Genomic DNA, 12,220 nt, shown 5'->3' with positions numbered 1-12,220 from the left:
ACAACCGGAGCGTCTAACCTCACCAACTATCAAGGATTTGATTATGGCTGATTCGCATTCTACCCCAGACACCGACCAATCCGGAACCGAGCGTTCGTTAATTGTGGGATACCGCCCGAATGTTTTCGACAAATCCACGCCGAAAATCATCCTTTCCGGCAAGTGGCTGCGCGCGGCGGGTTTTGATACCGGGCAGCAGGTCACGGTAAAGGTCATGAAAGGATGCATCGTTCTGGTGGCGTATAACGAGCAGGAGCAGAGGTTGCAGGATGATTATAAACGGACGAAGGCAAAGCTTATTGAGATAGAGAACGCGCTTGCAGCGATCCAAATTCCGCATGCTGGAAAGCGCCTCGCAAAATCAAATACAAACCACCTGGCTTAGCGGCTGTTTCTGGCATACTACGAACTTACCGACATCAACCTTATGAGGTGGGGCAGCATGACATATGAAGAATTAATCAATTCACCAGCCGGTGAGTTCGTCATGTTTGCCAGCAAGGATGGAAAAGTTTGCATTGAATGCCGCTTCGAAAGCGATACTTTGTGGCTCTCACAGGCTACGATCTGTGAGTTATACGGCAAAGCCAAAGCAACGATCAGTGGGCATATCAAGAATATTTTTGATGAGGGTGAGCTGGTCGAAAATTCAGTTGTTCGGTTTTACCGAACAACTGCCAGCGATGGTAAAGTATATAACGTTCAATATTTTAGCCTGCCAGTCATTCTCGCCATCGGCTATCGCGTCCGCTCCACGCGAGGTACACAGTTCCGCCAGTGGGCCACCCAAACGCTGCAGGAATATCTGGTAAAAGGCTTCGTTATGGACGACGAGCGCCTGAAAAATCCACCTGTCGGATCATCCGCCGTACCTGACTATTTCGATGAAATGCTGGAACGCATTCGCGATATACGGGCCAGCGAACGCCGGGTCTATCTCCGCGTGAGGGAGATTTTTGCATTAGCCGCTGATTATCAGCCATCACTCAAAGAAACCACGCAATTCTTCCAGATCATCCAGAATAAACTGCATTTTGCCTGCACGGGTATTACCGCTGCTGAGTTGATTCACCAGCGTGCGGATGCCGCTCAATCGCATATGGGGCTGACCAGCTATAAAGGCGAAGAAGTCCGTAAAAGCGATGTCACCACAGCAAAAAATTATCTGTCTCAGGATGAAGTCAGTGAACTAAATCGTGTCGTTAATATGTGGCTCGACTTTGCTGAAGATCAGGCCAAACGCCGCAAGCAGGTATTTTTACGAGACTGGCAAACCAAACTCGATCAGTTCCTGCAATTTAACGACCGGGACGTTTTAGAAGGCGCAGGCAAAATCAGCAAGAAAGCTGCTGATGAAAAGGCGTGCTCAGAATACCTAGAGTTTGAAAAAAAGCAGCGCCTGCTGAAAGAAGCCGAAGGTGAGAAAGATATCGTCGGCTTATTAAAATGGGATAAGCAGGCTAAGCGCTAATCCCGGTATTAATGCTCAGCTTCATATGCAGCAACGGAAACGGATTCCCCTGCCCGTCCAGTTCCGAGCGTCCGACCTGCTCAAACCCCATATGGCGATAAAATCCTACACCCTGCGGATTCTGCTCGTTCACATCCACTTCGTTTACGCCAAACTCTGCGATGGCATGTTGCAGCAGTAATTTCCCGATGCCTTTTCCCCGGCTCGCATCATCAACAAACAGCATTTCAATGCGGTTTTCATCCACGCCTAAAAAGCCGTGAATAACGCCTGCGTCATCGCGGGCCATCACGACGGTGAGATTTGGCAGATACGCGTTGAGCAATAGCGGACGCAGCGCCGCAATATCGCTTTCCTGTAGAAAGTGATGGGTGGCGCGAACGGAAGATTCCCAGATGGTGACCAGGCGTTCAAAGTGTGTGGGGTGTGCGGTTTCTATTTTCATGGGGGGGATCATGTTTGGAAAACCCAACTAATGCAAGTCACTCTGTGCAGCCTGTTCCCCCTCACCCTAACCCTCTCCCTCAAGGGAGAGGGAACTGGACGCGCTACGCTTTAATCTCCATCACCGCATACACCCCATCCTTCGGCACTACCACGGTGACGTTTTCCACCGGCACGCCCGCCGCGAGGTGGATATCCTGCAGATGCTGTAACGACCTCGGGTAAATATCCTCCCAGCCGATACCCCGCAGCACAAAGTCAATTTGCGGGCTGCTGGTCAGCATGTTCGACACAATCACCGCGCCGCCGGGCTTGACCAGCCGCAGCGCGCGCTGGAGAAAAATCACCGCATCGGTATCGTTGAAGTATTCGAAGATCCCCAGCGCGTCGACCAGTTCGGCCTGATGCTCGCCCAGCTCCAGCAACAAGTCCTCGTTACGCACCAGCGTATGGAGCAGGTTGCGCCTGAGCAGCGTCAGCTGTTCGCCCACCACAATGCCTTCCTGCGCCGCCATGGTTTCGGCCCAGCTGAGCGCCACCGGGTCTTTGTCTACCAGCGTGAGATACACCTGCTGGCCGTCGAGCTTTGCTTCGCGCAGCGCCTCCAGCACCGGGATGGCGGCCCCACTCGCAAGGCTGACCCAGTTGTTCTCGCTCTCATTATGAATGTACTTATCCACCAGCGCGGCCAGCACCCGGGCGCGGGAACGCACGCCAACTGCATCGTTAGCGTGGATAAACCACTGGCGGCTGTCACTGTCCATTTTAGTGCCGTCGGGCAGGCGATCTTCCAGCGGGTTTTGCACCACAAACAGCGCCAGCGCGGAGGGGACAAGCCGCGTTCGCCACGCGGCAAGCGCCGGGCGGTTGCGGAAGGCCTGTTCGGAATAGCGGTTCTGGGGAACCAGCACGGCCTGCCCCCCTTCGTCGTATTCCACCCTCGGCGGCCGGAGCGCTGGCTCGGCTTTCAGGGCGCGGTCAAGGGAGGCGATCTCACGGGCAGCATCGTCTTTCATCGGCCATTGGTCGCTGACGTCGGGAAATGACGCGCTAAAAATCGTCATATTTTCCGGTGCATCGCCGCGAAAAGGCTGCCAGTTCATGTCGTCTTCCCTCCGTTGGGCTTTTAACGGAAGTCTATCCAGGCGGGCCAGTAATACCCTACGAAGAAAGCACGAAATCGGCACATCAGTTCTGCGACGTGCGCCATACTCCCGGCGTACAGCCGTACTCGATCTGAAAATGACGAATAAAGTGGGCGCAGTCGCTGAACCGCATCCGCCGCGCAATATCCGTCACGCTTTGCTGAGAGTTTTTCAGCAGCCAGCAGGCATAGCGCAACCTGGCGCTGCGGATAAATTCCCGCGCCGTTTTGCCAAACTCGGCGTGAAACAGGCGGTTGAGCTGACGTTCGCTCAGCTTGACGTCCTGAGCGAGCCTGGCGGCGTTTAGCGGATGAGTCAGATATTGTTCGATAATCGTCACCGCCCTGCGCAGCCGTGAATCAGGGATCATGGCGACATTCGCGGGCCGTGGCGTGGCGGCATCATGCGGAGGAAGAGACAGACGCCGGGAGGTAGTAGCCGCAATGTCGTCTCCCCCGTGGGCGCGGATCAGCGACGTTACCAGGGTGAGCGTTGAGATCCCGCCCGGGCAGGTCAGCACATCACCTTCGTCGATATAATCGAGGCCTTGCTCAGCATATACCTGCGGGAACCGCTGAGTGAAAACGCCATGGTGATGAGGATGAATCGAGGCGCGGCGCTCGTTCAGTAACCCTTCCTCCGCCAGAATAAAGCTGCCGGTACCAATACCTATCAGAGGAGTGCTGTTGTGATGAGCATCCGTGAGAAACGCTCTGTCGCCACGGTGTCCCTGGTGAAGATGCTCCAGACCTCCACCAATCACCGCAATGTAGTCGAAGTCACCGGGCGGTGCATGGGCAGCATCGGGCCTTACGCTGATACCAGAACTGCTTACAACCGGTAAGTCGGGGTGAATGCTTATCAGGCTGAGTTTAAAGCATATTTTCTGGCTACGCTTTTGGACGCTGGATGCAATGCGTAACGCCTCTATCAATCCTGAAAATGCTAAAAGCGAGAACTGTGGCCACAGAAGTAAACCCATATGCAGGGATTTATTCCGTGCAGGCGTCATTCTGACGCTATCATCAATTAAAGTTTTCATTAACTTGCCGAAGAAGAATAATTACATTATCGCAACATTATTGCTGCTATTATATTCCCATAATGTATATCATAGCTGTTAAATCAAGCATAAATGACGCCGGCAAAACTTAAAAGAATTTCTCCCTTTCGCTATCTGTTTTTTGACGTGTGGCACACATAGGTTGGCAGCGTCCCCAGAATAAATAAATAATTCTCATTCTGCTGTTTCTTAATACGCATATAAATATTCTTGTCCGGGTAGATAAAAAATAAGGGCTCGTACTTTTCAAGCCAGCTGTCGCTAATGTTGTCGTCCGGAAATTTTATATTGCGTACGGACGTCAGGTTATAGACGCTGTCTCTACGCTCAATCTGAAAGAACACTTTGCGATTTAGCCTCTTCGTTGGATCGCTTTTCAACTTGCCATTCATGCTGAGTATTCCGCTGTTACCCTCCACGCTGTAATTCAGCCACAGAGAGAGCGTCTCATCCCGATGATGCTGAATAAAGTTCACCTGACAGGCAAAGGGCTGTATGTAATGGCGATGCCAGAGGTAATACGCCGCCACAACAGCCCCCATCAGCAGGCACAGGCAGAGCGCAAAGAGCATTTGACGGTAGCGAATCATACTAGCGATCCTCTATAAAATAATCAGACATACAGCGGTTGGATTCCGTCATTGGCCTGTCACAGCGAATGACCGACGCGCGAGGTAGCAATGTGTAGCCGCTGACATATACCCAGGGATAGTTCACGCACTGATCCTTAAACGGGGTGGCATAGACCAGGGCTTTATCCCGATCGCGTTGCGTTTCAATATCGCGAGCAAAATAGAGCTGGCACTCGCCCAACTTCGTCGCGAAGCGGTATCCGTCCACAAAATAGCTGTCATGCATCAGGCGATGGCTTATCACGCTCACGCCAGCCAATACCAGCAATACTACCAGCGCGGCTGGCAGCCAGAAGCGGCGTGTCGATACCATCGGAGCGACAGTCTCTTCGCAGACATCCGGCGCAGCGTGTTCTTCCTCTTCAGCCTGCGGCTGCGTCTCTTTAATAGTGATTTGCGTATCGCTTGCGAGCGTGAGTCCAATGCGCGGGATAGTGACAATCGGATCGGTTTCGAAACCCACCTTCTTCAGCCCTTTACGCAGAATAGAAATGTTCTGGTAATAGGTATTAGGCGAAACCAACATCCCCCGGCGCTGCCAGACAATATCCATGCACTCCTGTTGAGTCACAATACTTCCGACTCTCTCTATTAATAACAACAAACAGCGGCCCGCCGGGGAATTTAATACCACTACCCGCTCGGGATTGTTCAGATCGCGTAATGTGCTGGCTGCTGGGTGAAACTCTACCAGGCCATTAATAATGTAATACTTATGCATAGAATGGGCTAAATACCTCCGGTCAACACCTGTTACTACAGTAAAATCCCTTTACGATTAACCTGCGTATCCCTCGCCTGTGTAAGGATTAATGTGACGGATAAATGCGCAACTGTATATCCTGACGCCTGGCGAAAAATCTTATTTTTCCTTTCTCCTTATCTATCAGTCTGAACTTTTCTTAATCGCCGCTTAAGCCGTCTTGACACTGACAAAACTCGACAAATGCGCCAGTTGAACGCTTTAGTCATCGCTGTCTGAATTATTCAGCATGCTTAATTTATTTTTTTAGCGAAAAGCAGAGAGGACGTGCCCTGCCACCGGATTTCGAAAACGCGACCAATTCGAAAGCTATCGTCTTAATTAACAATTTCAGCTCGAAACTGTTAGTAACCGTCAGTAACAATGCGCCTCGTATGACATCACCAGACAATCCCCTTACAAAACATTTATTAAAGCCAACTTTTTAATAAAAAATACCGGTATCATTATTTACAGGCAGATAAGTAAGAGACGGTTCAACGAGGAGAATTGACGCTACACGTAAATTGCACTTAAAACAAATTAAGATTAATTCAGGTTACCTCTTTTACGCCTTGAGTATAGTGAGCTCACACCGTGCAATGCTTAATTGCTTCGAGAATATCAGGCATCGCCTTACCATACAGGCGAGTCTCATTACAATTATAAATCGAGGGAATGTCATGGCGAATAAACACAACAACACACGTCATTTAAATATCGCGCTATTGGGTGGGGATCACTTTACGCGCCAGGGGATCGCCGCGTTATTAAAAAACATTGCCCCTGACATGCAGATTAATGCATCAAGCAATGATTACGCGGAGCTCGAAAAGATGTTAACGGCAACACCTGTAGACGTGATTTTTTTATCCGGCACGGATAAATATCACGCGGGTTATGATTGCCTGAAATATATCAAGAAGATGAAAGTGCTCTATCCCGGCGTGCTTATTTGCATGTATTCCGCACCAGCAAATTCCTGGCTGTGGATACGCGGTGAAATAGACGCTTATATCTCGCTGCAGGACCCGCTTTATCACTGGCGAGCCAGCGTATTAAAACTGGTCGATAGCCGTTATCGCCCAATAAAGAAACCCACGGCGTTATCGCTGACGCCGGGCGAATGGAGGGTATTGAAGGAACTGCGAAAGGGTCTGGATATGCGTTACATCGCCGAAACAGAGCAGCTTTCTTACCGTCGTGTCAGCGCGTTAAAAAGCTCAGCGATAAGAAAACTCGGGCTCAGGAACAAGACAGATTTGCTGGTCTTTTTAACCAGTTAAACCTGCTCCTTTCAGAGCAAATCTCGACATAACAACATAATGGAATCAGGACAATGAAAGCTCAATTCAATACCAAAACGCTGCTTGCGGTCGCTATTGCTGCATTACTGCCAGCTGGCACGGCGCTGGCTGCCGGCACCAGCGGCGGCACGGTGAACTTTAACGGCAAAGTGGTGACCTCCGCCTGCGCCATCAGCGCAGGAAGCGCCAACATTGACGTGGATATGGGTGAAGTACGTACCGCGACGCTGGCGAGTGCGGGCAGCGAAGCCAGCACGGCGAAAGCGTTTGCCATCACCCTGGAAGATTGTGAAATCGCCGACACCTCAGCCTCAACTGAAGAGAACCCGATTGCCGCGACAACTGTGGCCGTCACCTTCACCGGCACGCCGGACGGTTCCGATGTAAATAGCCTGTCCGTCGGGGCAAACGGCAGCGCCAACTCTGCGCAAAACGTGGCTATTCGCCTTTATGACGAGCAGGGCAACGTAGTGAAGCTGGGTGAACCTGCTTCGGCCATCCCTCTGCGCAAGGGTGCCAACACCCTGAACTTCAGCGCGAAATATTACTCGCCGAAGGGCGGTGCCACCGCGGGTGATGCCAGCGCTGTCGCGACCTACACCGTGACCTATTCGTAATCTTCAGGCCCGGTCTGCTGGCCGGGCCTGGCTTAGCTTTCAGGAGAAACACTATGCGCGTAAACACATTGATTTGCCTGGCGGGTACGTTATGTTCCTCCGCCGTCTATGCTGGCGGCGTGGGGTTGGGCGCAACGCGAATGGTCTACTCCAGCGCGACCACCCAGTCGATGATGCAGGTGAGAAACACCCATCCCGACGCCACGTTCCTGATCCAGTCATGGATGGAAAATGAGAAAGGCGAACGTACCAACGACTTCGTGATCACGCCACCGCTGTACGTCATGAAACCGGCCAGCGAAAGCGCGGTGAAAATCATGTTTAACGGTAAAGCCCTGCCAGAGGATCGGGAGACGCTCTACTGGATGACGGTCAAAGCCATCCCCCAGCAGGCGAAAAGCGGATCCGGGAATACGCTGCAGTTTGCGTCGGCTAACCGCATCAAGGTCTTTTATCGCCCGGCGGGACTCAGTGAGAGCCCAGGAGAGGCGTGGAAACGCCTGACCGGTTCCTACCGCGCCGGAAAGGTCACGCTCAGCAACCCTACGCCGTACTACCTCACCACCATCAATGTGAAAATTGACGGTATCCCGGTGCAGCCGGTGATGGTGCCCCCGAAAGGTAGCGTGACGCTGGCCGAAACCTTCAGCCATGCGGGCAGCATGAGCTTTCAGACCATTAACGATTATGGGGCATGGACCCCCGCCACGCGCGCATCGTTATCCCAATAATACAAACAGTAAGGCGTGACCACGTGAAAAGAAAAATCCTGTGCGCCACGGTGATCTCCCTGGTGATTCGGCAAGCCGTGGCTGCTGAAAGCGAGCTGCAATTTAACCCCGCGTTCCTCAACGGCGAGAGCGCAAACAGCGCCGATCTCGCCTGGGTCAACGCCGGGAGCGCGTTGCCACCGGGTGATTACAACCTCAACGTGTATATCAATACCAACTACGCGTTCACAGGTAACATCACGTTCCGCCTTGCTGAAGACAGTACGGGTGAAGCGCTGCCCTGCCTCACGCCTGAGCAATTCGACGCGCTGGGCATCGATAGTCATCAGGCAAAGGGCGGAGCGCTGCCGCTGGCGCAGCGCTGCATCTTCTTAACGAAGGCGTTTGCGGATACGCAGTTTGACCTGGACCAGAAGACGCTCACCCTGAGCTTCACCGTACCGCAAAGTGCAATGCGCAATCTGCCGCGCGGGTATGTCAGCCCGGAAAGCTGGGAGGCGGGCATTCCTGCCGCGTGGCTGAATTACGTGGTCAATGGCTCGAACAATGAGTATCGCGGCGAGACGCGCACGCGGGAACAGCAGCTTTTTGCGAGCCTCAACAGCGGCGTCAACCTGGGTGCGTGGCGGCTGCGTGATTTCACCACGTGGACCAAAGACAGCAATGAACTCACCCACGTGCAGACCTGGCTGCAGCGCGATATTCACGCCCTGCGCGCGCAGGTGTATGCCGGGGAAACGTACACCTCGGCGCAGGTCTTCGATTCCGTGGGCCTGCGCGGCATCGCCCTGAAAACCGATGACAACATGCTGCCCGCCAGCCTCAGCGGCTATGCGCCGGAAGTCCGGGGCATCGCGCGCAGCAACGCGACCGTAACGGTTCGCCAGAACGGCAACATCATCTATCAAACCTCTGTTCCACCAGGGGCGTTTGTGCTGAAAGATCTCTACCCGACCTCCTCGGGCGGCGATCTGGCGGTCACCATTCAGGAGAACGACGGCAGCAAAACGCAATACACGCTTCCTTTTGCCAGCGTGCCGAACCTGGTGCGTAACGGACAGGTGAAATATGCCCTCGGTGCCGGGAAATACCGTCCGACGGGCAATCAGGATGCGCCCTCTTTCGCGCAGGGCGAACTGTTTTATGGCTGGCAATATGGCCTCACATTTTACGGCGGGGCACAGTTTGCCGATCGCTATAACGGCCTGGCCTTCGGGTTTGGGCAGAACCTCGGCCGCTTTGGCGCCTATTCCATCGACCTGACCCATGCCCGCAGCCAGCTGGCGGACGATCGGCACTACAGCGGTGATTCGGTGCGCCTGCGCTACAGCAAGCTGCTGAACGACATTGGCACGCGGGTGAACTTCTTCTCGCTGCGCTACTCCACGAAAGGGTTTTATACCCTCAGCGACACGACGTACAAAGGGATGTCGGGCGGATCGCCAAAGCAGACTGTGGAAGACGATGGCACCGTCACCACCCATTACGACAACGTGTACAACCTGCGCATGTCGCGCAAGGCAAAAAACCAGCTGCTGCTGTCCCAGCCGATGGGACAATACGGCTCGCTGTCACTGTCGTGGGATCAGCAGACCTACTGGAACACGTCAGACACCACGCAAAGCCTGCAATTTGCGTGGAACGCCACGTTTCGCAACGTGTCGCTTGGCGTCAGCGTTCAGCGAAGTTCAAGCCTGTATGACGACAAGAAAGATAACATCCTGTCGATGTCGATTTCGGTCCCGCTGGGCAATCCGGCGCTGTCTACCCGCGCGCGCTTTACCACGACCCATGCGGACTCCACAGGTACAACCGCCAGCACGGGCGTGAGCGGCTACCTGCCGGGCCAGGAAAATCTGTTCTATAGCGTCAACCAGCGCTACAGCGCCCAGCAGCACTACGGCGGCGATGCCACCCTGCAGTACGAAGGCGCGCGGGGAGACTACAACCTGGGCTACAGCTACACCAGCAACTCCCGCAACCTCAGCTACGGCATCAGCGGCGGTGCGGTAGTGCATGAAGATGGCCTGACGCTGAGCCAGCCGCTCGGGAACACCAACATTCTGGTAAAAGCCCCGGGAGCCAGCAACGTCGCCGTGCTTAACCACAAAGGCATCAAAACGGACAGCCGTGGCTATGCGGTGATCCCATACGCCACGCCGTACCGCGTTAACCAGGTCGCGCTGGACGTGACGACCGCTGGCAACGACGTGGAGCTGGAAAACGCCATCGCCAACAAAACGCCTACCGATGGTGCCCTGGTTCGCGCCACCTTCACCACGCATCAGGGAGCAAAAGCGATGTTTATCGTGCGTCACGGCAACGACGTGCTCCCCTTCGGCACGCTGGTCTCGCTCGATAATGACAAAACCAGCGGCATCGTCGGCGATGGCGGCAGCCTGTATCTGTCCGGTTTGTCAGAGAAGGGCAAGCTGAACGCCGTGTGGGGTCGCGGCAACAGCCAGCGCTGCGCCATTACCTACGCCTTAAACAAGCAGAACTATAACGCCCGCACCGGTCTCTATTCTCAGGAGGTGGTATGTCAGTAACGTTTCGGATCGGCTGCATCGCACTGCTGGCTTTCGCTCTCCCCGTTCGCGGGTATGACGTGCTGGTTTCCGTCACCGGCAATTTGATCGGCAACACCTGCGTGGTGGCGCAGGACTCCGAGGAGCAAAACGTGCCGCTGGGTACCATTGGCATCAAACAATTTACGCGCGCCGGGGCCGTCAGCAATATCAAAACGCCCTTTACGCTCAGGCTTGAAGCGTGCGGGCCAACCTTTGCTGGCGTAAAAATCCACTTCAGCGGTACGCCTGATGATGCCAACCCGCAGCTGCTGAAAATTGCCGACGGTGGCGCTACCGGCGTGGCGGTGCAGATCCTCGATAAAAAGAGCGTACTCATTCCCCTTAACACGCAAACCACCGCGTACGGAACAGCGGGGGATGACAGCGTACAGATGACCTTTTACGCACAGCTGGTTGCCACCGGCGCACCCGTGAGCGCCGGTGATGTGTCAGCCTTCGCCACCTGGACAACGGAGTATCTATGATGCGTTTAGCGTTTCTTCTCAGCGGATTACTTTTCTGCGTCAGCGCGCAGGCTCTGGACTGGAAATCGGACATTACCCTCTCCCCTCAGCCGATGACCTACAGCGGGCCAGCGGATTCGGTGGCACCGGGCAGTATTATCGGATCGACGTGGAGCGCCACCGCCAGCGTGCAGCAGGTGTTCTGGTGCGGGCTTATTTTTACCTGTAACAAAGGCACGCTGCAGCCCAGCAGCAGCGCGATTTCGAGCGGTGCGACGGTTACCGTCGACGGCGTGAACTACACCATTTTTGAGACCGGCGTGCCGGGCGTGGGGTACATCATCGGGCTGAAGGATTTTAATGGTACAAAATATATTCCCCTGCAAAACGGTATCACGCAAAGTTACCCGGCAGAGGGCACCAGTGGGTATGCCCAGGATCTGGGCTGGTCAGCAAAAGTCACCTTTATTAAAACCGGTACGGCGCTGAAATCCGGCGTCTATAACATCCCGACTATCAACGCCGCGGTGTTAACCGCCTATAACAACGAGGTCAAAACAGCGCAGGTCATCATCAGCCCGACCACCATCACGGTAACCGCCAGCGGGTGTACGGTCGGCAGCAAAAACGCCAGCGTGGCGCTCGGCACCATTGATATACGCACTCTGCCCACGGTGGGAAGCACGTCGCCATCCGGGACGTTTACCGTCGGCCTGACCTGCGACGCGGACGTGGCGGTTCACGCGGTGATGACCGATCAGACCACGCCGTCGAACACCTCGTCGGTGGTGACGCTGACCGGAGACTCCACGGCGTCCGGCGTTGGGGTGCAGTTTTTCTACAACGGCACCGGACCGCTGACGATGGGACCGGACAGCTCGGCCGCGGGCACGACCGGCCAGTTCTTTATCCAGAGCACCGCGGCGGCGCAAACCCTGTCGTTACCGTTCCAGGCGCAGTACATCCGAACCGGTGAACTGGTCCCCGGTTCGGCCAACGCGCTGGCCAGCATTACGTTTTCCTACCAGTAGGGG

Annotated in this window: 13 protein-coding genes; 8 read left to right on the top strand and 5 right to left on the bottom strand. The window is 54.5% G+C overall.

Annotation, left to right across the window (positions count from 1 at the left end; all coding sequences use genetic code 11):
- Positions 1 to 43 precede the first annotated feature (43 nt).
- A complete protein-coding gene (locus GVO84_RS00415; RefSeq protein ID WP_159515229.1) occupies positions 44 to 385 on the top strand; it encodes a SymE family type I addiction module toxin in 342 nt (113 codons plus the stop codon).
- Between the two features lie 57 nt (positions 386 to 442).
- Positions 443 to 1,471 (top strand): virulence RhuM family protein, encoded by a 1,029-nt coding sequence (locus tag GVO84_RS00410; RefSeq protein ID WP_159515228.1) that lies wholly within the window; start codon positions 443 to 445, stop codon positions 1,469 to 1,471.
- Here the strand turns inward: GVO84_RS00410 and GVO84_RS00405 are convergent.
- The 5 genes from GVO84_RS00405 to GVO84_RS00385 form a co-directional block, all read right to left on the bottom strand.
- Complete coding sequence (locus tag GVO84_RS00405; protein WP_159515227.1) at positions 1,461 to 1,916, bottom strand: acetyltransferase; 456 nt, start codon at positions 1,914 to 1,916, stop codon at positions 1,461 to 1,463. The two genes, GVO84_RS00410 and GVO84_RS00405, sit on opposite strands and share 11 nt — an antisense overlap.
- A 103-nt stretch (positions 1,917 to 2,019) precedes the next feature.
- Positions 2,020 to 3,018 (bottom strand): class I SAM-dependent methyltransferase, encoded by a 999-nt coding sequence (locus GVO84_RS00400; protein ID WP_159515226.1) that lies wholly within the window; start codon positions 3,016 to 3,018, stop codon positions 2,020 to 2,022.
- An 85-nt stretch (positions 3,019 to 3,103) separates the two neighbouring features.
- Entirely contained in the window at positions 3,104 to 4,102 is a 999-nt protein-coding gene (locus tag GVO84_RS00395) for a GlxA family transcriptional regulator (RefSeq protein WP_236545906.1), read from the bottom strand.
- A 131-nt stretch (positions 4,103 to 4,233) separates the two neighbouring features.
- A complete protein-coding gene (locus GVO84_RS00390) occupies positions 4,234 to 4,713 on the bottom strand; it encodes a hypothetical protein (RefSeq protein ID WP_159515225.1) in 480 nt (159 codons plus the stop codon).
- A gap of 1 nt (position 4,714) precedes the next feature.
- The gene (locus GVO84_RS00385; RefSeq protein ID WP_121426048.1) at positions 4,715 to 5,476 is read right to left on the bottom strand and encodes a winged helix-turn-helix domain-containing protein; all 762 of its coding nucleotides are present in this window, start codon (positions 5,474 to 5,476) and stop codon (positions 4,715 to 4,717) included.
- 704 nt (positions 5,477 to 6,180) lie between these two features.
- Here GVO84_RS00385 and GVO84_RS00380 point away from each other — a divergent pair.
- The 6 genes from GVO84_RS00380 to GVO84_RS00355 are packed head-to-tail and all read left to right on the top strand — an operon-like array spanning position 6,181 to position 12,217.
- Positions 6,181 to 6,783 (top strand): helix-turn-helix transcriptional regulator, encoded by a 603-nt coding sequence (locus tag GVO84_RS00380; RefSeq protein WP_121426049.1) that lies wholly within the window; start codon positions 6,181 to 6,183, stop codon positions 6,781 to 6,783.
- 53 nt (positions 6,784 to 6,836) lie between these two features.
- The gene (locus GVO84_RS00375; protein ID WP_159515224.1) at positions 6,837 to 7,421 is read left to right on the top strand and encodes a fimbrial protein; all 585 of its coding nucleotides are present in this window, start codon (positions 6,837 to 6,839) and stop codon (positions 7,419 to 7,421) included.
- A 53-nt stretch (positions 7,422 to 7,474) separates the two neighbouring features.
- Entirely contained in the window at positions 7,475 to 8,152 is a 678-nt protein-coding gene (locus GVO84_RS00370; RefSeq protein WP_121426051.1) for a fimbrial biogenesis chaperone, read from the top strand.
- Positions 8,153 to 8,175: 23 nt separating this feature from the next.
- On the top strand, positions 8,176 to 10,701 hold the full coding sequence (locus tag GVO84_RS00365; RefSeq protein ID WP_159515223.1) for a fimbria/pilus outer membrane usher protein: 2,526 nt from the start codon (positions 8,176 to 8,178) through the stop codon (positions 10,699 to 10,701).
- Entirely contained in the window at positions 10,692 to 11,207 is a 516-nt protein-coding gene (locus tag GVO84_RS00360) for a fimbrial protein (RefSeq protein ID WP_159515222.1), read from the top strand. The genes GVO84_RS00365 and GVO84_RS00360 overlap by 10 nt, the downstream gene beginning before the upstream one ends.
- Entirely contained in the window at positions 11,207 to 12,217 is a 1,011-nt protein-coding gene (locus tag GVO84_RS00355) for a fimbrial protein (RefSeq protein WP_159515691.1), read from the top strand. The genes GVO84_RS00360 and GVO84_RS00355 overlap by 1 nt, the downstream gene beginning before the upstream one ends.
- Positions 12,218 to 12,220 lie beyond the last annotated feature (3 nt).

The sequence above is a fragment of the Enterobacter sp. SM3 genome (assembly GCF_009811935.2).
Taxonomy (GTDB): Bacteria; Pseudomonadota; Gammaproteobacteria; order Enterobacterales; family Enterobacteriaceae; genus Enterobacter; species Enterobacter asburiae_D.
The sequence above is the reverse complement of the archived record's forward strand: the minus strand, read 5'-3'. Positions and strand labels throughout refer to the sequence as shown.